General features: G+C 69.5%; 20 protein-coding genes. 16 read left to right on the top strand and 4 right to left on the bottom strand.

The window, feature by feature from the left end; translation table 11 throughout:
- Positions 1 to 143 precede the first annotated feature (143 nt).
- Together ACWD3H_RS22135 and ACWD3H_RS22130 are read right to left on the bottom strand one after the other, a co-directional pair.
- Positions 144 to 1,730: a glycoside hydrolase family 10 protein gene (locus ACWD3H_RS22135; protein WP_451956302.1), complete on the bottom strand. Its 1,587-nt coding sequence runs from the start codon at positions 1,728 to 1,730 to the stop codon at positions 144 to 146.
- Between the two features lie 159 nt (positions 1,731 to 1,889).
- Positions 1,890 to 4,022, bottom strand: coding sequence for an elongation factor G-like protein EF-G2 (locus ACWD3H_RS22130; RefSeq protein WP_355553595.1), 2,133 nt, complete (start codon positions 4,020 to 4,022; stop codon positions 1,890 to 1,892).
- 274 nt (positions 4,023 to 4,296) lie between these two features.
- On the opposite strand from ACWD3H_RS22130, the gene pgsA reads away from it, so the two are divergent.
- From pgsA to ACWD3H_RS22050, 16 genes are all read left to right on the top strand, one after another.
- The gene (gene pgsA, locus ACWD3H_RS22125) at positions 4,297 to 4,914 is read left to right on the top strand and encodes a phosphatidylinositol phosphate synthase (RefSeq protein WP_355553598.1); all 618 of its coding nucleotides are present in this window, start codon (positions 4,297 to 4,299) and stop codon (positions 4,912 to 4,914) included.
- An 11-nt stretch (positions 4,915 to 4,925) separates the two neighbouring features.
- Positions 4,926 to 5,840, top strand: a complete 915-nt coding sequence (locus ACWD3H_RS22120; protein WP_451956301.1) for a phosphatidylinositol mannoside acyltransferase — start codon at positions 4,926 to 4,928, stop codon at positions 5,838 to 5,840.
- Positions 5,837 to 7,024, top strand: a complete 1,188-nt coding sequence (locus tag ACWD3H_RS22115; protein WP_451956300.1) for a glycosyltransferase family 4 protein — start codon at positions 5,837 to 5,839, stop codon at positions 7,022 to 7,024. Before ACWD3H_RS22120 ends, ACWD3H_RS22115 begins: the two co-directional genes overlap by 4 nt.
- Complete coding sequence (locus tag ACWD3H_RS22110) at positions 7,021 to 7,560, top strand: LemA family protein (protein ID WP_355553607.1); 540 nt, start codon at positions 7,021 to 7,023, stop codon at positions 7,558 to 7,560. Before ACWD3H_RS22115 ends, ACWD3H_RS22110 begins: the two co-directional genes overlap by 4 nt.
- A gap of 97 nt (positions 7,561 to 7,657) precedes the next feature.
- Complete coding sequence (locus ACWD3H_RS22105) at positions 7,658 to 8,668, top strand: DUF3048 domain-containing protein (protein WP_451956299.1); 1,011 nt, start codon at positions 7,658 to 7,660, stop codon at positions 8,666 to 8,668.
- 148 nt (positions 8,669 to 8,816) lie between these two features.
- Complete coding sequence (gene pdxS, locus ACWD3H_RS22100) at positions 8,817 to 9,731, top strand: pyridoxal 5'-phosphate synthase lyase subunit PdxS (protein ID WP_355553613.1); 915 nt, start codon at positions 8,817 to 8,819, stop codon at positions 9,729 to 9,731.
- Positions 9,732 to 9,900: 169 nt separating this feature from the next.
- Positions 9,901 to 10,491, top strand: a complete 591-nt coding sequence (gene pdxT, locus ACWD3H_RS22095; protein WP_350927268.1) for a pyridoxal 5'-phosphate synthase glutaminase subunit PdxT — start codon at positions 9,901 to 9,903, stop codon at positions 10,489 to 10,491.
- 3 nt (positions 10,492 to 10,494) lie between these two features.
- Positions 10,495 to 11,247, top strand: coding sequence for a YebC/PmpR family DNA-binding transcriptional regulator (locus ACWD3H_RS22090; protein ID WP_326638806.1), 753 nt, complete (start codon positions 10,495 to 10,497; stop codon positions 11,245 to 11,247).
- A 189-nt stretch (positions 11,248 to 11,436) separates the two neighbouring features.
- Positions 11,437 to 12,024, top strand: coding sequence for a crossover junction endodeoxyribonuclease RuvC (gene ruvC, locus ACWD3H_RS22085; RefSeq protein ID WP_350927351.1), 588 nt, complete (start codon positions 11,437 to 11,439; stop codon positions 12,022 to 12,024).
- Positions 12,021 to 12,641, top strand: a complete 621-nt coding sequence (gene ruvA / locus ACWD3H_RS22080) for a Holliday junction branch migration protein RuvA (RefSeq protein ID WP_355553618.1) — start codon at positions 12,021 to 12,023, stop codon at positions 12,639 to 12,641. The genes ruvC and ruvA overlap by 4 nt, the downstream gene beginning before the upstream one ends.
- 73 nt (positions 12,642 to 12,714) lie before the next feature.
- Positions 12,715 to 13,773, top strand: coding sequence for a Holliday junction branch migration DNA helicase RuvB (gene ruvB / locus ACWD3H_RS22075; protein WP_355553621.1), 1,059 nt, complete (start codon positions 12,715 to 12,717; stop codon positions 13,771 to 13,773).
- A gap of 226 nt (positions 13,774 to 13,999) precedes the next feature.
- Positions 14,000 to 14,362, top strand: coding sequence for a preprotein translocase subunit YajC (yajC, locus tag ACWD3H_RS22070; RefSeq protein WP_355623283.1), 363 nt, complete (start codon positions 14,000 to 14,002; stop codon positions 14,360 to 14,362).
- A gap of 79 nt (positions 14,363 to 14,441) precedes the next feature.
- On the top strand, positions 14,442 to 16,190 hold the full coding sequence (gene secD / locus ACWD3H_RS22065; protein WP_451956298.1) for a protein translocase subunit SecD: 1,749 nt from the start codon (positions 14,442 to 14,444) through the stop codon (positions 16,188 to 16,190).
- Positions 16,190 to 17,263: a protein translocase subunit SecF gene (gene secF, locus ACWD3H_RS22060; RefSeq protein ID WP_451956297.1), complete on the top strand. Its 1,074-nt coding sequence runs from the start codon at positions 16,190 to 16,192 to the stop codon at positions 17,261 to 17,263. Before secD ends, secF begins: the two co-directional genes overlap by 1 nt.
- A gap of 78 nt (positions 17,264 to 17,341) precedes the next feature.
- The gene (locus ACWD3H_RS22055) at positions 17,342 to 17,860 is read left to right on the top strand and encodes an adenine phosphoribosyltransferase (RefSeq protein ID WP_355553633.1); all 519 of its coding nucleotides are present in this window, start codon (positions 17,342 to 17,344) and stop codon (positions 17,858 to 17,860) included.
- Positions 17,861 to 18,096: 236 nt separating this feature from the next.
- Positions 18,097 to 20,292, top strand: a complete 2,196-nt coding sequence (locus ACWD3H_RS22050) for a RelA/SpoT family protein (protein WP_350927282.1) — start codon at positions 18,097 to 18,099, stop codon at positions 20,290 to 20,292.
- A gap of 145 nt (positions 20,293 to 20,437) precedes the next feature.
- Here the strand turns inward: ACWD3H_RS22050 and ACWD3H_RS22045 are convergent, their stop codons facing one another.
- Entirely contained in the window at positions 20,438 to 21,688 is a 1,251-nt protein-coding gene (locus ACWD3H_RS22045) for a DUF349 domain-containing protein (RefSeq protein ID WP_355553637.1), read from the bottom strand.
- A 38-nt stretch (positions 21,689 to 21,726) separates the two neighbouring features.
- Positions 21,727 to 22,593, bottom strand: a complete 867-nt coding sequence (locus ACWD3H_RS22040) for a peptidylprolyl isomerase (RefSeq protein WP_451956296.1) — start codon at positions 22,591 to 22,593, stop codon at positions 21,727 to 21,729.
- Positions 22,594 to 22,729 lie beyond the last annotated feature (136 nt).

The following is a 22,729-nucleotide window of genomic DNA, read 5'->3' as shown; positions in this document are numbered from 1 at the left end:
AGCGAATCCGGGGGTGGCCGGGGGCGCGGCGAGTCCGGAGGCAGGCCGCGGGGTACCCGGGCGCTCACCGCCGCGCCCTGCCCGCCCCACGGCGCGCCCACGCCGGCACGGACGCGTGTCCGAGAGGGCGTGGGCGTGTCCGGTCAGCTCCCGGTGGGGGCGCTCTCGTTCTGCAGGCGGTCCAGGGCGGTGACCAGGTAGGTGCCGCCGCCCGTCGTGGTGAAGGTCTGGCGGTCGCCGTTCACCGCGGGCACGACCGCGACCAGGTTGCGGGCGTCGGCGGTGGCGCACTCGCCTGGCTTGCCGGAGGCGATCCGGTAGACCGCGTACGAGCGGGCCTCCGGGGAGCTCTTCCAGCTGAGCGAGGTGCCCTGGAGCCGCAGGTCCGCGGGCTTGGCCGGGGCCTGCCCGCCGCGGTCCTTGATCAGCGGCAGCAGCGCCGGGCGCGGGTAGTGGCTCTTGACGATGCGGTCCAGCACCCCCAGAGGGTCGGTGGACAGCTGCTTGGCGCTGAAGTAGACGTCGCCGGAGACCTGCTTGTGCTTGCGGTTCTGAGTGAGGTGGGAGGGCAGCTCGCCGGGCCTGGTCCAGGCGGGGGTGTCGGTGGCGCCGACCCGGTACAGGGCCTGGCCGATGTAGAGGTGCACGTCGGTGCCCTTGACCTCGTTCGCCCACCAGGGCATCAGCACGTCGTAGTCGGCGGCCTTGAAGCCGCGCGGCCAGTAGAGCTGCGGTATGACGTAGTCGACGGTGCCCTTGCGGATCCAGTGGCGGGCATCGGCGTAGATGGAGTCGTACGCCGACATGCCGCCGGTGGCCGAGCCGGTGGGGTCCTCGGACTTGTTGCGCCAGATCCCGAACGGGCTGACGCCGAACTTCACGCTGTTCCTGACCTCGTGCACCGCCCTGTCGACCTGCGCGATCAGTTTGTTGACGTTGGCGCGGCGCCAGTCGGCGAGCTTGGCGCCCTTGCCGTACTTGGCGAAGGCTGCGTCGTCGGCGAACCTCGCGTTCCCGGAGGGATAGGGGTAGAAGTAGTCGTCGAAGTGGACCCCGTCGACGTCGTAGCGGGTCACCACGTCCTTGACGACCTTGGTGACGTGATCGCGGACCGCGGGCAGGCCGGGGTTGTAGTAGGCCTGGCCGCCGTGCTTGACGATCCACTCGGGGTGGACCCGGGCGGGGTGGTTCGCGGGCAGCCTGGACAGGTCGCCGTCGGGGGAGGCGCGGTAGGGGTTGAACCACGCGTGGAACTCCAGGCCGCGCCGATGGGCCTCGGCGACGAGGAAGGGCAGCGGGTCCCAGCCGGGGTCCTTGCCCGCGGTGCCGGTCAGATACTGCGACCACGGCTCCAGGTTCGACCTGTACAGCGCGTCGGAGGCCGGGCGGATCTGGACGAACACCGCGTTGAACCGCCGCTTGACCGCGTTGTCGAGGATCCTGACGTACTCCGCCTGCTGCCGGGCGGCGGACAGACCGGTCCGCGAGGGCCAGTCGATGTTCTTGACCGTGGCGATCCACACCCCGCGCAACTGCCGCTTGGGGTACCTCACATCCACCGGGCACTGTGCCGAGGTGGAGGTCGTCGCTCCCGCCGTTTCGGCCGAGACCGCCGAGCTCTTGGCGCCCTTGGGCCGGGCCGGCGCGGTGTCGGGGCCGAAGGTGTATGCGGCACCCGTGGTCAGAACGGCGAGGGCGGCAGCGGCCAGAAGAGGGCGTCCGTTTCGCATGGTTCCCAAGTCTGGCACCTGGACCGGTGTGCTCTGGCCGGAAAAAAGAAATCGTTCCGTGATGATTTTGTTATGCGAGTGCGTGCTGGGAGGCGTGTGTCCGATGGGGTGTGTCCACCTGGTGGCGACGTGCCGCCGGGCACACGCCTCATCGCCCGATCAGCCGGTGACCTTCTCCACCAGATGTGACGGGAGCGGCTCGTAGCGCAGGAAGACCCGCTGGAACGTCCCCGTGCCGTGTGACATGGATCTCAGATCGATCGAGTACCGGGTGATCTCCAGCTCGGGCACCTCGGCCCTGACCAGGGTACGTCCCACCCCCACCGGCTCCGTGCCGAGCACGCGGCCCCTGCGCGAGGACAGGTCGGACATCACCGCGCCCACGTGCTCGTCGGAGACCAGCACGGACACCTCGTCGACAGGTTCGAGCAGCAGCGTGGGCACCTTGGTCGCGGCCTCCTTCAGCGCGAGCGCCCCGGCGATCTGGAAGGCCATGTCGGAGGAGTCGACCGAGTGGGCCTTGCCGTCGTACAGCGTCACCCGCACGTCCACCATGGGGTAGCCGGCGAGGACCCCGCGCTGCATCTGGGTGCGTACGCCCTTCTCCACCGATGGGATGAACTGGCGCGGCACCACGCCGCCGACGATCTTGTCCACGAACTCGAAGCCGCCGCCGGACGGCAGGGGCTCGACCTCCAGGTGGCAGACGGCGAACTGGCCGTGGCCGCCGGTCTGCTTGACGTTGCGGCCCAGGGCCTGGCAGCGGCCGCCGAAGGTCTCCCTGAGCGGCACCCGCAGCTCGATCTTCTCCACCTCCACACCGTGCCGCCTGCTCAGCCGCTCCAGCAGCACGTCGGTGTGGGCCTCGCCCATACACCACAGCACGAGCTGGCGGGTCTCGGGGTTGTGCTCCAGCCGGAGTGTCGGGTCCTCGGCGACCAGCCGCTGCAGCGCCTGGCTCAGCTTGTCGTCATCGGCCTTGGACTTGGGCTGGATCGCCACCGGCAGCAGCGGCTCCGGCATCGTCCAGGCCTTCATCACCAGCGGGTTCTCCCGGTCCGACAGGGTGTCGCCGGTCTCCGCGCGTGACAGTTTGGCCACCGCCGCGATGTCCCCGGCCACGCACTTGGCGGTCGTCCGCTGGAGCTTGCCCAGCGGCGAGGAGAGCGCCCCGATGCGCTCGTCCACGTCGTGGTCCTCATGCCCGCGGTCGGCCAGGCCGTGCCCCGAGACGTGCACCGTCATGTCGGGGCGCAGCGTGCCGGAGAAGACCCGCACCAGGCTGATCCGGCCCACGTACGGATCGCTGGTCGTCTTGACGATCTCCGCGACCAGCGGCCCGTCGGGGTCACAGGTGATACCGGCGACGGGCCGGCCGTCGATCGAGGTGATCTCCGGCATCGGGTGCTCGGGTGGCGATGGGAACCCCTGGGTGATGAGCTCCAGGACCTCCAGCGCGCCCACGCCGGTCCCCGCGGCCAGCACCGGGTAGAAGCCGCCGCGCGCGACGGCCTTCTCCAGGTCCCCGATGAGGGCCTTGGTGTCGATCTCCTCGCCGGAGAGGTAACGGTCCATCAGGGACTCGTCCTCGCTCTCCTGGATGATGCCCTCGATCAGGGTGCCCCGGTAGATCTCGATCTGGTCGGCGTAGGCCGGGCCTGGGGAGTTCTCCGTCCTGGTGCCGGTCGCGTAGTTGTAGAACTTCTGGCTCAGCAGCCCGATCAGGCCGTTCACCCTGCCGTTGGTCACCACCGGCAGGTACAGCGGCGAGACGCCGTCGCCGAAGGCCTCCTGGCAGGCGGCGAGGACGTCCTCGAAGTTCGCCCGCTGGTGGTCGATCTTGGTGATCACGACCGCGCGGGGCATCCCGACCGCCGCGCACTCCTCCCAGAGCATCCTGGTCAGGCCGTCCACGCCCTCGACGGCCGAGACGACGAACAGCGCCGCGTCGGCCGCGCGCAACCCGGCGCGCAGGTCGCCGGCGAAGTCGGCGTAGCCGGGCGTGTCCAGCAGGTTGATCTTGATGTCGTTGTGGATCACGGGGGCCACGGTGAGATTCACCGAGCGCTGCTGGCGCACCTCGACCTCGTCGAAGTCGCTGGCCGTCGTGCCGTCCTCGACCCGGCCGGGCCGCTGGATGGTCTTGGTCGCGGCCAGCAACGCCTCCACGAGCGTTGTCTTCCCGGCACCGGAATGGCCGACCAGCACGACGTTTCTTATCTTGTCCGGCTGATCGACCGTGGGTGCCCTCCCCGCGGCTCCCGCTGTTCCGCCGGTTGCTCTCTCCGCCACATCGCCTCCCGCGTCGTTGCCGAAGGGGCGCGGCCTGGTGGGGCCCACCCCCGGGATCCGCTGCCGCGTCCATACACCGCATGGACGCGGTGTGTTCACCAAATACCCATGTGGCGAATATCACAAGAGGGGTGGGGCGATCCTATTGCGAGCGGGAAGTCTGATCGCTAGGTGTCCGAGCCTCCTCCGGAGAGCTCTCGCCGTGACGGCAACGCCTTGTCACACGGCTCGCCGATGCGCGCTCTCAGGCCGGGTGGCCTACGATCGGAGCGCGATGCTGAAACTTCTGCGCCCCGCCGTCACCCGAGTCTTGACCCCGCTGGGCAGGGCACTCACCCGCCGCGGGATCAGCCCCAACGCGGTCACCGCCGTGGGCACGCTCGGCACCGTCGCCGCCGCGCTGTTCTTCTACCCCCGGGGCCAGCTGTTCGTGGGCACGATGGTGATCACCTTCTTCGTGCTGGCCGACCTCCTCGACGGGGTCATGGCCAGGATGACGGGCGTGGGAAGCACCTGGGGCGCCTTCCTCGACTCCACGCTCGACAGGGTCGGCGACGCGGGAATCTTCTCCGGGCTGGTGTTCTGGTTCATCGTGAGCGATCAGCGGACGCTGGCGGGGGTCGCGCTGTTCTGCCTGGTCGCCGGAGCGGTGGTGTCCTACGTCAAGGCCAGGGCGGAGGCGCTGGGCATGACATGCGACGTCGGTCTCGCCGAGCGGCCGGAGCGCCTGGTGGTGGGTCTGGTCTCGGCCGGCCTCGGCGGCCTCGGTGTGCCGTACATCCTGGCCGCGGGGCTCTGGCTGCTCGCCGCGGCCAGTGCGGTCACGGTCGGCCAGCGCCTGCTGCACGTGCGCCGGCAGGCCGTCTCCACCTCGCCCCGGCCCCTCCGCTGATCGGAAAATCGATGACAGACAAGCCCTCCCCCCAGGACCGTCTCGTCGCGGCCGCGTTCGGCGCCGGATGGAGGATCGTGCCCCGCCTGCCCGAGCGGCTCACCGCCTGGGCCTTCCGCGCCGCCGCCGACCGGCTGTGGAGGCACCGGGGAAAGTCGGTGCTCAGGCTGGAGGCCAACCTCGCCAGGGTCAAGGGCACCTCGCCGGGCGACCCGGCGATCCGGGAGCTCAGCCGCGACGGCATGCGCTCCTACTTCCGCTACTTCCACGAGGTTTTCCGGCTGCCCTCGATCCCCGTCGCCGAACTCGTCTCCCGGATGCACGTGATCGGGGCGGAGCCCGTCTACGACAACCTCGCCGCCGGGCGCGGCGTGGTCCTCGCCCTGCCGCACATGGGCAACTGGGACCAGGCGGGCGCCTGGTTCGCCGGGACGGGACATCCCTTCACCACGGTCGCCGAGCGGCTCAAACCCGAGTCGCTGTTCCATCGCTACACCGCCTTCCGCGAGGGGCTGGGCATGGAGGTGCTGCCGCTCACCGGTGGTGACGGTCACACCTTCGGCACCCTGGCGCAGCGCCTGCGCGCCGGGCTCCCGGTCGCCCTGCCCGCCGAGCGCGACCTGACCGCGAACGGTGTCGAGGTGCAGTTCTTCGGCTCGGCCACGCGGATGCCCGCCGGCCCCGGCCTGCTGGCCGTGCACACCGGGGCCGCCCTCATCCCGGCGATCCCCTACTTCCAGGGGACCGGCTGGGGCCTGCAGTTCCACGAGGAGGTCGCGGTCCCGGCCGAGGGCACCAGGAAGGAGAAGGTGGCCGTCGTCACGCAGAGCCTCGCGGGCGTCTTCGAGAAGGGCATCGCCGAGCACCCCGAGGACTGGCATATGCTCCAGCGCCTCTGGCTCGAGGACCTGGAGCCCAGGGGATGAGGATCGGCATCGTCTGCCCCTACACCTGGGACGTGCCGGGCGGAGTCCAGGTGCACATCCGCGATCTCGCGGAGGCGCTCATGGAGGAAGGCCACCACGTCTCGGTGATCGCCCCCGCCGCGGACAACGCCCCGCTGCCCCCGTACGTGACCTCGGCGGGCCGCGCGATTCCGGTGCCCTTCAACGGGTCGGTGGCCAGGATGTCGTTCGGGTTCCTGTCGGCGAACCGGGTGCGCCGCTGGGTGCGCGAGGGCGCCTTCGACGTGCTGCACGTGCACGAACCGGCCATCCCCTCGCTGGGGCTGCTCGCCTGCTGGGTGGCCAGGGGGCCGATCGTGGCCACCTTCCACGCCTCGTACGGTAACTCCCGGTCCTTCTCGGTCACGGCCTCGGTGCTGATGAGCGCGCTGGAGAAGATCACCGGCCGGATCGCCGTGTCCGACGCGGCCAGGAAGACCCTGGTCGAGTTCATGGGCGGCGACGCCGTGCTCATCCCCAACGGGGTGACGGTCGGCCGCTACGCCGAGGGCGAGCCGCTGCCCGGCTGGGACGAGGGCGAGGTGATCGGCTTTCTCGGCAGGATGGACGAGCCGCGCAAGGGCCTGCCGGTGCTGCTGGAGGCGTTCGTCCTGCTGGCCGCCGAGCGGCCGGCGCTGCGCCTGCTCCTGGCCGGGCCGGGTGACGCCGCCGAGGTGCTGGAGCGCGTCCCGGCCGCCCTCCACGACCGGATCGGCCTGCTCGGCATGGTCAGCGAGGAGGACAAGGTGCGTGCCTACCACACGGTCGACGTCTTCTGCGCGCCCAACCTGGGGGGTGAGAGCTTCGGCATCGTGCTGACCGAGGCGATGTCGGCCGGCGCGGCGATCCTGGCGAGCGACATCCCGGCCTTCCGCAAGGTGCTCGACGACGGTCAGGCGGGAGCGTTGTTCGAGACGGGCGACGCCACCTCGCTCGCCCGCCGGGCCGCCGAGCTGCTCGACGACCCCGTGCGCCGGGCCAAGCTGTCGCAGGAGGCCCGCGCCGCCGTGCGGAAGTACGACTGGTCGACGGTCGCCCGTGACGTCCTGCGGGTCTACGAGACGGTGGCGAGTACGGCCGGGGTCGAGGAGGACGCCGAGGGCGCAGGGGACGACGAGGGCACGGTGGCGAGCAGGGCCTGGGCCGAGGGGAACGACACGCTGTGACGACCACGCTGATCCTGGTGGTGGGCGCGATCGTGGTGCTCTGCGCCGTCTACATCTCCTGGCGGGCGGGCAGGCTCGACCGGCTGCACATCCGGCTGGAGCTGGCCCGTGAGTCCCTGGACGCCGCCCTGGTGCGGCGGACCGCCGTCAGCCTGGAGCTGGCCGCCTCCCGGCTGCTGGACCCGGCGACGAGCCTGGTGCTGGCCGCGGCCGCCCACGAGGCCCGTACGGCGGGTCCCGAGGAGCGTGAGCACGCCGAGAGCGACCTGTCGCGCACCCTGCGAGCCGTCGTCGACCAGGAGCGCTTCCGTGACCGGCTGGCCGACACTCCGGCAGGTTCCGACCTGCTGGAGGAGCTGGGGGCCGCGGTGGCCAAGGTCCTCTACTCCCGCCGGTTCTACAACAACGCGGTGGGCGTGACCCGCGCGGCGCAACGCCGCTGGCTGGCCCGCACGCTGCGGCTGGCCGGGCACACCGAGTATCCGGGCTTCTTCGAGATCGACGATGCGCCGCCGAAGGCCCTGGCCGCCGAATAAGCCGCACATAAACTGGAGTAACTGACAAGTCGGACACCGGTAGGCTCTTGGCGGTTCGTGGCCGAGTGGCTAAGTGGCTGACTTGAGGAGATGAATCGTGCGGGTTTCTCGGATGATCGCCGTCACGCTGGCGGGAGTCGCGGTTCTCGCGCCGGTCGCGGCCTGTTCCTCCGACAAGCCCGCGTCGGCGGGCAATCCGGTGGCCGGTGAGCCGAGCGCGGTGCCGACCCCCACGCCCGAGCCGACGCACCCCTTCACCGGCCTGTCGGGCGCGGCCCGCAGGCCGGTGCTCGCGGCGAAGATCGAGAACACCTCGGCGGGCAAGCCGCAGCTCGGCCTCAAAAGCGCGGACATCGTCTACATCGAGCAGGTCGAGGCGGGCCTGACCCGGCTGATGGCGATCTTCTCCTCGAAGATCCCGGCCAAGATCGGCCCGGTCCGCAGCGCCCGCATCTCCGACCTGCACATCGTCCCGCAGTTCGGCAGGCCCGCCTTCGCCTACTCGGGCGCGCAGACCAAGATGCTCCCCTTCATCGCCGAGGCGCCGCTGTTCGACGTCTCCGACAGCCGGGCGCCGGGCGCCTACTTCCGCCAGGAAGGACGCTTCGCCCCCTACAACCTGTTCGCCAACACCAGGCAGTTGCTGACCGAGGCGCCCAAGGCGAGCAGGGCCAAGGACATCGGATTCACCTTCGGCGACGCCCCCGAGGGCGGCGTGCCGCGGAAGGCGTACAGCGTGAAGTACCCGGCGGCCCGTTTCACCTTCGCCTGGTCGCAGGCGGCGGGCAAGTGGCTGATCTGGCAGGACGGCAAGAAGGACATGGCGGCCGAGGGCGGCCAGCTCGGCGCGCCCACGATCGTCGTGCAGTACACCAAGACGGAGCGCTCGGAGTTTCACGACAAGAACCAGAGCTACACGCCGCTGGTGCACAGCACGGGCAAGGGCAGGGCGATCGTGCTCCGCGACGGGCAGGCGTTCAAGGCCCGCTGGTCACGGGAGACGGAGAAGGACGGCACCGTCTTCACCACGGAGGCGGGTGAGCCGATGAACTTCGCCCCCGGTCAGGTCTGGATCGCGCTGGCCTCCGCCAAACCCGTCATTCCCTGACGCGCAAGTCCTACATCATGTTCAAGAGGATCTTCTAAGAACGACAAGACGGCGTGTAGGGGGCATCCTGCCCAGCGCCTACGATGGAAGCGTAGTGGCCGTCCAGCGCGGGCGGCCCGTGATCCGCAGCCGTCGTGAGGTAGAGACCGTGTCCAGCAGCACGCCCGAAGTCAGCGATACCACCGTCACCGGAACCGCCCGGGTCAAGCGCGGCATGGCAGAGATGCTCAAGGGCGGCGTCATCATGGACGTCGTCAACGCCGAGCAGGCCAAGATCGCCGAAGACGCCGGTGCCGTGGCCGTCATGGCCCTCGAACGGGTACCCGCAGACATCCGCGCCCAGGGCGGCGTCTCCAGGATGAGCGACCCCGACATGATCGACGGCATCATCGCCGCCGTCTCGATCCCGGTCATGGCCAAGGCCCGCATCGGCCACTTCGTCGAGGCTCGGGTGCTCCAGTCGCTTGGCGTCGACTACGTCGACGAGTCCGAGGTGCTCACCCCGGCCGACTACGCCAACCACATCGACAAGTGGCAGTTCACGGTGCCCTTCGTCTGTGGCGCGACCAACCTGGGTGAGGCGCTGCGTCGCATCACCGAGGGCGCGGCGATGATCCGTTCCAAGGGCGAGGCGGGCACCGGCGACGTCTCCAACGCCACCACCCACATGCGCAAGATCAGGGGCGAGATCAAGCGCCTGGCCTCGCTGCCCGCCGACGAGCTCTATGTCGCGGCCAAGGAGCTCCAGGCGCCGTACGAGCTGGTCGCCGAGGTCGCCAAGACCGGCAAGCTGCCGGTGGTGCTGTTCACCGCCGGTGGCATCGCCACCCCGGCCGACGCCGCGATGATGATGCAGCTCGGCGCCGAGGGCGTGTTCGTCGGCTCGGGCATCTTCAAGTCCGGCAACCCCGCCGAGCGCGCCGCCGCGATCGTCAAGGCCACCACCTTCCACGACGACCCCGACGTCATCGCGAAGGTCTCCCGCGGCCTGGGCGAGGCCATGGTCGGCATCAACGTCGACGACATCCCGGCCCCGCACCGGCTGGCCGAGCGCGGCTGGTAGCGGAACTCAGGGAAACCGGCGGAGAGGCGGCCTCCTTGCGGGAGGCCGCCTCTTCGGCGCTAGAAGGGCCGTCCAGGAAGGCCCGGGGCTGGTTATGAACCAGTTTGGGGTGATCCGTGGGGTGGCCATACCCTGAAAGGGACGTTTTTTTCCAGGGGAAGGACCATCGGTGACCATCGTCCCGACGATCGGCGTGTTCGCGCTCCAAGGCGACGTGCGCGAGCACGTGCGCTCGCTGGAGGCGGTGGGTGCCAGAGCGGTCGCCGTACGGCGCCCTCACGAACTGGAGGCGGTCGACGGCCTCGTCATCCCGGGCGGCGAGTCCACCACGATGTGGAAGCTCGCCGAGACCTTTGAGCTGCTCGAACCGCTCCGGATGCGGATCAAGGCCGGGATGCCCGCCTATGGCTCCTGCGCCGGCATGATCATGCTGGCGGACCGGATCGAGGGCGGCGTCGAGGGCCAGCAGACGATCGGCGGCATCGACATGGTCGTTCGGCGCAACGCCTTCGGCCGCCAGGTCGACTCCTTCGAGGCCGACATCGACTTCGCCGGCCGTGGTGCCATGCGGGCGGTCTTCATCCGCGCGCCCTGGGTGGAATCCGTGGGTTCGGGGGTCGAAGTGCTGGCGTTGGCCGAACCTGGAGATAGGATCGTCGCGGTCCGTCAAGGACCGCTGCTCGCCACATCCTTCCACCCGGAGATTACCGGGGATGTTGGTGTGCATTCATATTTCGCTGAGATGGTGAGGGAGCTCTAGGGGATGTCCGGCCACTCCAAATGGGCGACGACGAAGCACAAGAAGGCGGCGCTTGATTCCAAGCGCGGCAAGCTGTTCGCCAAGCTCATCAAGAACATCGAGGTCGCGGCACGGACGGGCGGCCCCGATCCGGACGGCAACCCGACGCTGTACGACGCCATCACCAAGGCGCGCAAGAGCTCGGTTCCGATCGACAACATCGAGCGCGCCCGCAAGCGCGGCGGCGGTCTGGAGGCCGGCGGCGCCGACTGGCAGACCATCATGTACGAGGGCTACGCCCCCGGCGGCGTCGCGGTGCTGATCGAGTGCCTCACCGACAACCGCAACCGCGCGGCCTCCGAGGTCCGTGTCGCGCTGACCCGCAACGGTGGCTCGCTGGCCGACCCGGGCTCGGTGTCCTACATGTTCAACCGCAAGGGCGTCGTGCTCGTCCCCAAGGGCGAGCTGGGTGAGGACGACGTGCTGACCGCGGTCCTCGACGCGGGCGCCGAGGAGGTCAACGACCTGGGCGACCAGTTCGAGGTCGTCTCCGAGGCCACCGACCTCGTCCCGGTCCGCAAGGCCCTGCAGGAGGCCGGGATCGACTACGACTCGGCCGAGTCCGGCTTCATGCCGACGATGAACGTCCCGCTCGACGAGGACGGCGCCCGCAAGGTCTTCAGGCTGATCGACGCCCTTGAGGACAGTGACGACGTACAGAACGTCTGGGCCAACTTCGACGTCTCCGACGAGGTCATGGAGAAGCTCGACGCGTGATCTCGCGCTTCGGCGTCCCCGCCGCGGAACTCCGGGCGGTGACCGCCTTCACCGTGCCCCACGTGCTCGACCGCCGCTGACACTTCCCGCGGGCCCCGCGAGGGCCGTGCGCGACGTGCTCCCAGGCGGTAGAGTCTGGCACCGAACAGGTGTTCGGCGAGCGGAGGCGTGCCGGTGCGGTTGCCCGAACTGCGGGTCATGGGGGTCGATCCCGGGCTTACCCGATGCGGGCTCGGCGCCGTCGAGGGGAGGCCGGGCGCGCCGCTGAGCCTGGTCAAGGTCGGAGTGGTCCGCACCCCCGCCGACGACGAGATCGGCGCCCGGCTGGTGGCGATCGAGACCGGCATAGAGCAGTGGCTCGACGAGCTCGAACCCGACGCGGTGGCCGTGGAGCGGGTCTTCGCCCAGCACAACCTCAGGACCGTGATGGGCACCGCGCAGGCCTCCGCCGTGGCGATCCTGTGCGCCTCCCGCAGGGGGCTGCCGGTCGCCCTGCACACGCCGTCCGAGGTCAAGGCGGCGATCACCGGCAGCGGTACGGCCGACAAGCAGCAGGTCGGCACGATGGTGACCCGGCTGCTGCGGCTGGACGCCATGCCCAAGCCCGCCGACGCCGCCGACGCGCTCGCCCTCGCGATCTGCCACGTGTGGCGGGGCGGGGCCCAGAGCAGGCTGGCCGAGGCCGCCGCGAAGGCCGCGAGCGGCCCCGGCACGAGCGCGGCGGCCTACTTCCGCGGCCGGGGCAGGGCCGGATACCCGAGAGGAACCACGAAGTGATCGCCTCGGTACGAGGACAGGTGACCGCGATCGCCCCCGACGGGGCGGTCGTCGAGGTGGGCGGGGTGGGAGTGCTCGTGCACTGCACGCCGGGCACGCTGGCGACGCTCAGAACGGGCGAGGAGGCCCGGCTGGCCACCTCGCTGGTGGTCCGCGAGGAGTCGCTGACGCTGTTCGGCTTCGCCACCGACGACGAGCGCGGGATCTTCGAGATGCTGCAGACGGCCAGCGGGGTCGGCCCCAAGGTCGCACTGGCGATGCTGGCCGTGCACACCCCCAACGCGCTCAGGATGGCCGTGGCCACCGCCGACGTCAAGGCGCTGACCAGGGTCCCCGGGGTGGGCCCGAAGGGCGCCCAGCGGATCATCGTCGACCTCAAGGGCAAGCTCGGCACGCCTGAGGAGGCGGTCAACGCCGCGCTCAACGGCCGCGCCGCCGCGCCCGCCTGGCGCGATCAGGTCCACTCCGGCCTGGTCGGCCTGGGTTACTCGGTACGGGACGCGGACGAGGCGGTCGCCGCCGTCGCGCCCCGGGCCGACGCCGAACTGGCCGAGGGCCGCCCCCCGCAGGTGGCGGCGCTGCTCAAGGCGGCACTCAGCGCGCTGAGCACGCGATGAGAGGCCCGACGGGGAAGACGCGGCGGGAAGAGCGCGGGCGCCTCCGCCGTACGGTGAGCAGAGGTGGGGCGGCGTGAGTTTCGAACGGGATCTGGTGTCGCCGGACGCCGAGGGCGACGAGAGGAACATCGAGGCGGCGCTGCGGCCCAAGCGGCTGGAGGAGTTCATCGGGCAGGCACGGGTGCGCGAGCAGCTGTCCCTGGTGCTGCAGAGCGCGCTGCGGCGCAACCGGCCGCCGGACCACGTGCTGATGAGCGGCGGTCCCGGGCTGGGCAAGACGACCCTCTCCATGATCATCGCGACCGAGCTCTCCGTGCCGCTCCGGATCACCTCGGGGCCCGCGCTCGAGCGGGCCGGTGACCTCGCGGCGATCCTGTCGACCCTCTCGGAGGGCGAAGTGCTGTTCATCGACGAGATCCACCGCATGGCCAGGCCCGCCGAGGAGATGCTCTACCTCGCGATGGAGGACTTCCGCGTCGACATCGTGGTGGGCAAGGGGCCGGGGGCGACCGCGATCCCGCTGGAGATCGCCCCGTTCACCCTGGTCGGGGCCACCACCAGGGCCGGCATGCTCCCCGCGCCGCTGCGTGACCGCTTCGGCTTCGTCGCGCACATGGACTTCTACGGGGTCGCCGAGCTGGAGCAGGTGCTGCACCGCTCCTCGCGCCTGCTGGGCGTGACGCTGCCGGGCGACGCCGCCACCGAGATCGCCGGCCGCTCGCGGGGTACGCCCCGCATCGCCAACCGCCTGCTGCGCAGGGTCCGCGACTTCGCCGAGGTGCGCGCGGAGGGCGTCGTCACCAGGGACGTCGCCTCCGCCGCGCTCAACCTCTACGAGGTCGACGCCGAGGGGCTCGACAGGCTCGACCGGGCGGTGCTCGGAGCGCTGCTGCGCAAGTTCGGCGGCGGCCCGGTGGGGCTGTCGACGCTGGCGGTCGCGGTGGGGGAGGAGCCGGAGACGGTCGAGGTGGTCGCCGAGCCGTTCCTGGTGCGGCAGGGTCTGCTGGCCCGCACCCCCCGTGGCCGGGTCGCGACCGCCGCGGCCTGGACCCATCTGGGGCTGGTGCCCCCGCCGGACGCCTTCGGCGCCTCGCTCCTCATCGATCTTGGGGATGATGCTGAGCAAATCTAGCGTTGTGCATCGGTAGGGGAGACGTACAAGCTTGATCACAGATGGATGACAACTGTATCGAAATGGGAACTTCCCTGCGTGCCGGATCGTGACTTCGTTGCCGCGCTTCTAACAACTCGCCTAAACTCCGAGCCTTGGCTGGCTGTGTAGGCTGACGTGCTGAGCGGCGTGGTCGTATATGACGTCCGGTTTCACGCCGGTCATTCTCAAGAGAGGGAGCGGCCCTGTGGGCGGCAACTATTCAAGCCTGATCATGATCGCTCTCATGGTCGTGGTCTTCTACTTCCTGCTGATCCGACCGCAGCGCAAGCGGCAGCAGGAGCAGGTCAAGATGCAGAACAGCCTCGCGCCGGGCACCGGTGTCATGACCACGACGGGTCTTTTCGGGACCGTGGTGGCCATCGACGCCGACGACGTGATCCTGGAGATCGCCCCCGGTGTGGAGACTCGCTGGGTGAAGGCGGCGATCGGCCGCGTCCTGGTTCCCGTCGACGATGTGGAGGAGGATGTCAAGGCCGTCGACCACGACGTCGCGGAGACCGCCGAGCAGCAGAGCGAAGAGCGCGACTCGGCGAGCAAGAAACTGTGAGTAGGTTCACCACCAATCCCCTATAACCGAAAGTCGACCAGTGGCCCGACCGACCAGCGGCCAGAGCAGACCGGGGCGCATGCTCCTGGTGCTTCTGGCGATCATTCTCGCCATGGGAGGGGTGATGCTCCTCAACAAGGCGTACACCCCGGAATATGGCCTCGACCTCGCCGGCGGCACGACAGTGACGCTGCAGCCCATCACCCCGAACGGAAGCGCTCCCTCCCAGGAGAGTCTCGATCTGGCGGTGAACATCATCCGCGAGCGGGTGAACGGCAGCGGCATCTCCGACGCCGAGGTCGCCAAGTCCGGTGACAACATCGTCATCTCCGTCCCCGGAGTTGGCCAGGAGGAAGTCGTCAAGCTGGTCGGCACCACTGCGGAACTGCGGTTCCGCCAGGTGCTGGCGATCGGGGCCGGATCGCCTCCGCCCCCCGGGGAGCTGGCCACCCAGCCGCCGACGCCGTCCCCCTCGCCCACCACCTCCGGGGGCAAGGGAACCAGGGCGCCCAAGCCCACCGAGTCCGCGGTGCCGAAGCCGGCCGCGACAGCCGCCCCCGACACGAGCACCTCGCCCGCCGGGCGCGCCCTGTCGTCGGGACTGCTCAAACCAAGCCCAGGAGCAAGCTCCGAGTCCTCTACGGAGCCTGCTCAACCCGGCGACCAGTCTTCCAAGCCGGGTGACGGCACCGCCGCGCCGACGGCCCCGCCGATGGCGGCCGAGGACCCCATGGCGGGCGTCGACCCCACCGGGATCGACCCGGCGGCCCTCAAGGAGTTCCAGACGCTCGACTGCGCCAAGCAGACGAACCGAGGGGCACAGGACGCGCCGGACAAGCAGTACGTGGGCTGCAGCACCGACGGCAGCACCAAGTTCATTCTCGACAAGGCGGCCGTGACCGGCACCTCGATCGACAGCGCGTCCTCAGGCGTCGACCAGACCACCGGCGAGTGGCTCGTCCAGCTCTCCTTCAAGGGCCAGGGCCCCGACCAGTGGTCGAAGGTCACCACCACCGCCTTCAACTCGCAGGCTCCCCGCAACCAGATCGCCATGGTCCTCGACGGCATGGTCATCTCCGCGCCGGTCATCCAGGAGCCGATCACCGGCGGCCGTGCGCAGATCTCCGGCAACTTCACCCAGGTGAGCGCCGACGAGCTGGCCAACCAGCTCAAGTACGGCGCGCTCCCGCTGAAGTTCGAGAAGAGCTCCATCGACGAGGTCTCCTCCACCCTGGGCGCCGACCAGCTGCGCGGCGGCCTCATCGCGGGCGCGATCGGCCTGCTGCTGGTCGTGATCTACTCGATGCTCTACTACCGGGGCCTGGGCGTCGTCTCGGTGCTGAGCCTCCTGGTGGCGTCGGTTGTGACCTACCAGTCGGTGGTGCTGCTCGGCGCGTTCGCCGGCTTCCGCCTCTCGCTGCCGCACATCATCGGCCTGATCGTCTCGATCGGTATCACCGCCGACTCGTTCATCGTCTACTTCGAGCGCATCCGTGACGAGATGAAGGAAGGCCGCCGCTCGCTGCGTACGGCGATCGAGGTCGCCTGGGTCCGGGCCCGGCGGACGATCCTCATCGCGGACGCCGTCATGTTCATCGCCGCCGTGGTGCTGTACTTCCTGGCGGTCGGCGGTGTGGCCGGGTTCGCCTTCGCGATGGGCCTGACCACGCTCATCGACATCGCGGTGGTCTTCATGTTCACCAAGCCGTTCGTCGCGATGCTGGCGAGGCTGAAGTTCTTCGCCAGGGGTCACAAGCTCTCCGGCCTCGACGCCGAACGCATGAGCGAGACCGTCACCGCTCCCAAGTCCGCTCCGCAGGAGGCCTGATGTCCGGCATCGCGCGCCGGCTGTACCGGGGCGAGGTCAACGTCGACTTCGTCGGCCGCAGGAAGCTCTGGTACAGCCTCTCCGTAATCCTGCTGGTGATCTCCATCGCCGGTCTGGTCTTCAACGGCCTCAACCTGGGCGTGGAGTTCAAGGGCGGGTCCGTCTTCTCCTTCAAGGCCCCGGCCTCCGTCAACATCGAGCAGGTGCGCGGCACGTTCACCGAGGCCGGTGTGCACCAGGTCATCGCGCAGACGACCCAGAACGGCTGGCGGGTCACCACGGAGAGCCTCCCGGCCGAGCAGGTCACCGCGGTCCAGAAGGCGGTGGCGGGCGAGTTCAAGCTGCCGCAGAACGAGGTCAACCTGCAGGTGATCGGTGCCTCCTGGGGCGGCCAGGTGGCCAACAAGGCCATCATCGGACTGATCGTCTTCATGCTGGCGATCATCCTGTACCTGACGATGGCCTTCGAGTGGAAGATGGCGCTGTCGGCCGTCGTGGCACTGCTGCACGACCTGGTGATCACCGCCGGTGTCTACGCCTGGTCCGGCTTCGAGGTCACCCCGGCGACCCTGCTGGGCTTCCTGACGATCCTCGGATACTCGCTGTACGACGCCGTCGTCGTCTTCGACATGATCAAGGAGGTCACCGCCAAGCTCGGCACGACCTCCAAGATGACCTACACCGAGGCCGCCAACAACGCGCTGAACCACACGCTGATCCGGTCGCTGAACACCACCCTGGTGGCGATCCTGCCGGTCGCGGCGATCCTCTTCATCGGCACCACGCTGTTCGGCGCCGGTACCCTGAAGGACCTGTCGCTGGCCCTGTTCGTCGGCATGATCGTCGGAACCTACTCCTCGCTGTGCGTCGCGACGCCACTGCTGGTCACGCTGAAGGAGCGCGAGCCGCGCTACCAGGCGATCGCCCGCAGGCTCGCCGCCCACGGGGGTGGCTCCGGGGGCAGGACGACGCGCCAGCCGGTCACCGCCGGAGCGTCCAACGGGGCCGCCAACGGGGCCACCACCGTGGCCAACGGGGCCGCGGCCGGTGGCGACAAACGCAAGAAGAAGTAAGCTCCGAGCAGTTCGCGCCTCCGCTCCCTGCCCAGGGGGCGGAGGCGTTTTCCTTCCCCTCCCCAAGGAGTGCCGACCATGACCGAGCTGAGCAGGCTGATCCTCGATCGCATCCGCGACGTGCCCGACTACCCGCAGCCCGGGGTGATGTTCAAGGACATCACCCCGCTGCTCGCCGACCCGGTGGCGTTCGGCGCGGTGACCAAGGCGCTCGCCGGACTGTACGAGGTGGACAAGATCGTTGGAATCGAGGCGCGGGGGTTCATCCTGGCCGCCCCGGTCGCCTGCCAGGCGGGCGCGGGCTTCGTCCCGGTACGGAAGAAAGGCAAACTGCCCTCTGAGACGCTTGAGGCGTCCTACGATCTGGAGTACGGCTCCGCCATCATCGAGGTTCACCGGGACGCCTTCACCCCCGGAGAGCGCGTCCTCATCGTCGACGACGTGCTCGCCACGGGAGGGACGGCGCGCGCGGCGGTGGAGCTGGTCCGCGAGGCGGGTGCCGAGGTCGTCGGCCTCGCCGTGCTCATGGAGCTGGCCTTCCTCAAGGGTCGCGAGCGCCTGACGGACGTCGAGTTGCACTCCCTCGTCGTCGTTTGATCGACCCGCGGACAAAAGCACACAACCCCGTCTGGATACACTGAGGGATCTGGACTCGAACGTGAGGAGTCTGAGTGCCCCGTGATGTGGTCGTCCCCGACACGACCGCCAACGGTGGCGGTCCCGAGATGGCCGTCCCAGCAGGCGACGCCGGTTCCGCCATGTCCGGAGCCGTCGAGGAGAAGCCGGCGGTAAGGCGAAGGCTCGCACGTTTTGGGGGGCAATGGGGTGGCGGCATGAATCCGGTTCTGGAGCCGCTGTTCCGCACGGTCCGCGCTACCCATCCGAAGGCGGACCTGCGGCTCATCGAGCGCGCCTACGACGTGGCGGCCTATCACCACCGCGACCAGAAGCGCAAAAGCGGTGACCCGTACATCACCCACCCGCTGGCGGTGGCGACGATCCTGGCCGAGCTCGGCACCGACGACGAGACGCTGTGCGCCGCGCTGCTGCACGACACCGTCGAGGACACCGCCTACGGCCTGGACGAGCTGCGCTCGGACTTCGGCGACAACATCGCACTGCTGGTCGACGGCGTCACCAAGCTCGACAAGGTCAAGTTCGGCGCCGCGGCCGAGGCCGAGACCGTACGCAAGATGGTCGTGGCGATGTCCCGGGACATCCGGGTGCTGGTGATCAAGCTCGCCGACCGGCTGCACAACATGCGCACCATGCGCTACCTGCCCGAGCACAAGCGGCACCAGAAGTCCCGCGAGACGCTGGAGATCTTCGCGCCGCTCGCCCACCGGCTGGGCATGAACACCATCAAGTGGGAGCTGGAGGACCTCGCGTTCGCCATGCTCTACCCCAAGCGCTACGACGAGATCGCCCGGATGGTCTCGGAACGGGCTCCGCGCAGGGACCTGTTCCTGCAGGAGGTCATCGAGAAGGTCTCCGGCGACCTGCGCGACGCCAAGATCCGCGCGGCCGTCAAGGGCCGCCCCAAGCACTACTACTCCGTCTACCAGAAGATGATCGCCAGGGACGTCGCCTTCGACGACATCTACGACCTGGTCGGCATCCGGGTGCTGGTCGACACGGTCCGCGACTGCTACGCGGCACTCGGAACGATTCACGCGCGATGGAACCCGGTGCCCGGCCGGTTCAAGGACTACATCGCGATGCCCAAGTTCAACATGTACCAGTCGCTGCACACCACGGTCATCGGCCCGGAGGGCAAGCCGGTGGAGCTGCAGATCCGCACCCACGGGATGCACCACAGGGCCGAGTACGGCGTGGCGGCGCACTGGAAGTACAAGGAGGACATGACCACCTCCGGTCCTCCGGGGGCGAAGCTGAAGCCCGCCAGCGACATGGCGTGGCTGCGCCAGCTCCTCGACTGGCAGAAGGAGACCGCCGACCCGGGGGAGTTCCTGGAGTCGCTCAGGTTCGACCTGTCGGTCTCGGAGGTCTATGTCTTCACGCCCCGGGGTCAGGTCATCGCCCTGCCCGAGAACGCGACGCCCGTCGACTTCGCCTACGCCGTGCACACCGAGGTGGGGCACCGTTGCATCGGAGCCAGGGTCAACGGCCGCCTGGTGCCCCTGGAGTCGCGGCTGGGCAACGGCGACACGGTGGAGATCTTCACCTCCAAGTCGCCCGACGCGGGCCCCTCGCGTGACTGGCTGAAGTTCGTCAAGTCGGGACGGGCCCGTAACAAGATCCGGCAGTGGTTCTCCAAGGAGCGCCGCGAGACCGCGATCGAGGCGGGCAAGGAGGCGATCGGCCGCGCCATGCGCAAGCAGGGCCTGCCGCTGCAGCGCCTGATGTCCGGAGAGTCCCTCCTGGCCCTCGCCAGGGATCTGCGCTACCCGGACGTCTCCGCGCTCTACGCGGCCGTGGGAGAGGGCCACATCGCCGCGCAGGCGGTCGTGCAGAAGCTCGTGACGTCCATCGGAGGAGTGGACGGTGCGGAAGAGGACATCGCCGAGGCCTCCGTGCCGACCAAGCTGCGCGGCCGTCCCCGGGGCAGTGGCGGTGCCGGAGTGGTCGTCGCGGGCGACTCCGACGTCTGGGTCCGCCTGTCGCGATGCTGCACTCCCGTGCCCGGCGATGAGATCGTCGGGTTCGTCACCCGCGGGCATGGCGTGTCGGTGCACCGTACCAACTGTCCCAACATGGATCAGCTCAAGTCCGAGCCCGACCGCCTGGTCGAGGTCGCCTGGTCCGCCGCGGACGACTCGGTGTTCCTGGTCGCGCTGCAGGTCGAGGCGCTCGACCGGCCGCGCCTGCTCTCCGACGTGACCCGCACGCTCTCCGACCAGCACGTCAACATCCTGTCGGCGTCGGTGACGACGTCCAGGGACAGGGTGGCGATCAGCAAGTTCACCTTCGAGATGGGCGACCCCAAGCATCTGGGTCACGTCCTGAAGGCCGTCCGCAACATCCAGGGCGTCTACGACGTCTACCGGGTCAGCGGCGCCGGTTCCTGAGCGTCGGGCGCCCTCGGATTCTCCGAGCAGGGGAGGCGCCGACGCCCCGTCGCGAACGTCAGGGCCGCGGAGGACGCTCCCCGGTCGGGAAGCCCTCCGCGGCCCTGACGGTCCTTCAGATCGCGTCAGCCGCTCGCGAAAGGGGTCAGGAGAACTCGGCGAGCGTGCGCTCGGCCTCCTCCAGCCAGGAACGGCGGGCGGCCAGGGCCTCCTCGGTGTCCTTGACGTCCTTGTCCCTGCCCGCGTCCCTGGCCTTGGCCAGGCGGCCCTCCAACTGCGCGATCGACTTGCGCAGCTGGTCGACCGTGTTCTGGGCGCGGGCGCGTGCCTCGGGGTTGGAGCGCTTCCACTCCGCCTCCTCGGCCTTGCGGACCGCGTCGTCGATCTTGCGCAGGCCACCCTCCAGCCGGTCGCGCTGCTCGCGCGGGACCGGGCCCGCGGCCTCCCAGCGCTCCAGGATGCCGCGCAGGGCGCTCCTGGCCGCACGGGCGTCGGTGACCGGGAGGATCTTCTCGGCCTCGGTCAGGAGTTGCTCCTTGACCTCGGCGTTGGCCGCCAGCGAGGCGTCGCGCTCGGCGAAGACGGCCGAACGCGCCTGGAAGAACTGGTCCTGGGCGCCCTTGAAACGGCCCCAGAGCTCGTCCTCGACCTCCCGGGAGGCCCGGCCTGCGGACTTCCACTCCTGCATCAGCTCGCGGTAGGCCGACGCGGTGGAACCCCAGTCGGTGGACGAGGCCAGCGCCTCGGCCTCGGCCACGATGCGCTCCTTGGTGGAGCGCACGCCCTCGCGCTGCTCGTCCAGCCCCGCGAAATAGGCCTTGCGCCGCTTGGCGAAGGCCGTGCGGGCCGCCGACAGGCGCTTCCACAGCGCCGCCTCGGTCACCCGGTCGATGCGCTCGGCGGCCTTCCACTCCTCGATCAGCTGGCGCAGCCGCTCGCCACCGGTCTTCCAGTGGGTGGTGTCGTCGGCGATGCGCTCGGCCTCGGCGACGATCCGCTCCTTGACGCCCTTGGCCTCGGCCCTGGCCACGTCGCGAGCGGCCTTGACCTCCTCCCGGCGCTGGGCGACCAGCTCCGTGAGGGTGTTGAGGCGGTTCAGCAGCGCGTCGAGGTCACCGACCGCGTGCGCGTCGGTGATCGCCTCACGGAGCTTGACGATGGTCGCCTCCGCCTGGGCGGGCGGCAGATCGGTGCCGCGGACCCGCTGTTCGAGCAGGGTGACCTGCCCGGCCAGCTCGTCGAACTTGCGATGGAAGTAGGCGAGTGCCTCTTCCGGTTCGCCGGCCTGCCAGGACCCGACGGCCCGTTCTCCCTCAGCCGTACGTACGTAGACGGTGCCGTCGTCGTCTACCCGGCCCCACGGGTCGGTGCTCACCGTGTCCTCCCGCACTTTCATCAGCCTTTCGGGACTTACCGCCCCTTGTATGTATTACGTCAGCTCTTGCTGGACATTGTCACGTCTTTGATTTCGAGGGTTTCCTTCGGTGCCCCGGTGCCGTCAGGTCCCGGAGTGATGACGCCCGCCTTGTTCACCTTGTCGAGGATCTCCAGGCCCTTGGTGACCGTACCGAAGGGTGTGTAGTCCGGCGTCAGTGGGGCGTCGCCGTACACGAGGAAGAACTGGCTGCCGTTGGTGTCGGGACCGCTGTTGGCCATGGCCACGACGCCGCGCGTGTACTTGGCGCCCTCCAGGTTCTCGTTGACGAAGCGGTAGCCCGGGCCGCCCTGACCGTCGGTGGGGTTCTTGCCGTCGGCCTTGGCCAGCGGGTCGCCGCACTGCAGCATCGGGAACTGGTCGGAGCCCAGCCGGTGACACTTGGAGCCGTCAAAGTACTTCTTCTGCGCCAGGAAGGCGAAGGAGTTGACGGTGCACGGTGTCTTGTCGGCCGACACCTCGATGACGATGTCGCCCTGGTTGGTCTTCAGGGTCATCGTCGTGGGAGTCTTGTCGACCTTCGCCGGAGGCAGGCCCACGTCCTTGGTCGTGCCGCCTTCCGAGGCGACGTAGCCGCAGGTGCCGCTGGCCGCGTCGAAGGCCGTCGGCTGCGCGCCGGCGTCCGCGGAGGCCGTCTCCGAGGGGTTCCCCGAGGGTGCCGGATCGGCGGTCGCCGTCGTGTCGGAACCCCCGAACACGTTGGTCGCGACGATCACACCCGCCACGGCCAGCACACCGACCACACTGGTGCCGATGAGTGCGATGCGCTTGGCCCTGGCGACCTTGGCCTCACGTTCGATGCGCCGCTTCGTCTGCCGCTCGTAGTGCTCGCGCGCCAACTGCTTCTGGCGCTCCCTGCCGCTCACCGCTTCGCCCTCCCGAGTGCCGAGTCGTACTTAATGAGGTGGGCGAATCGTATCGGCCAATGGGTAATGGTTCGCAGCCCGCCGACCCGCACCGGTACCCTTCGGTTACATTCCCATCCGCATTCTTGACGAGATC

The sequence above is a fragment of the Streptosporangium sp. NPDC002607 genome (assembly GCF_053592655.1).
Note: the sequence above shows the minus strand (reverse complement) of the source record. Positions and strands in the feature narration are given on the sequence as shown.

What these genes read in the sequence shown, in the direction of transcription:
- ACWD3H_RS22135 (WP_451956302.1), bottom strand. Translation starts at nt 1,730, where the DNA reads ATGCGAAACGGACGCCCTCTTCTGGCCGCTGCCGCCCTCGCCGTTCTG.
- pgsA (WP_355553598.1), top strand. Translation starts at nt 4,297, where the DNA reads ATGCTGAAACTTCTGCGCCCCGCCGTCACCCGAGTCTTGACCCCGCTG.
- ACWD3H_RS22120 (WP_451956301.1), top strand. Translation starts at nt 4,926, where the DNA reads ATGACAGACAAGCCCTCCCCCCAGGACCGTCTCGTCGCGGCCGCGTTC.
- ACWD3H_RS22115 (WP_451956300.1), top strand. Translation starts at nt 5,837, where the DNA reads ATGAGGATCGGCATCGTCTGCCCCTACACCTGGGACGTGCCGGGCGGA.
- ACWD3H_RS22090 (WP_326638806.1), top strand. Translation starts at nt 10,495, where the DNA reads ATGTCCGGCCACTCCAAATGGGCGACGACGAAGCACAAGAAGGCGGCG.
- secD (WP_451956298.1), top strand. Translation starts at nt 14,442, where the DNA reads ATGCTCCTGGTGCTTCTGGCGATCATTCTCGCCATGGGAGGGGTGATG.
- secF (WP_451956297.1), top strand. Translation starts at nt 16,190, where the DNA reads ATGTCCGGCATCGCGCGCCGGCTGTACCGGGGCGAGGTCAACGTCGAC.
- ACWD3H_RS22055 (WP_355553633.1), top strand. Translation starts at nt 17,342, where the DNA reads ATGACCGAGCTGAGCAGGCTGATCCTCGATCGCATCCGCGACGTGCCC.
- ACWD3H_RS22050 (WP_350927282.1), top strand. Translation starts at nt 18,097, where the DNA reads ATGAATCCGGTTCTGGAGCCGCTGTTCCGCACGGTCCGCGCTACCCAT.
- ACWD3H_RS22045 (WP_355553637.1), bottom strand. Translation starts at nt 21,688, where the DNA reads ATGAAAGTGCGGGAGGACACGGTGAGCACCGACCCGTGGGGCCGGGTA.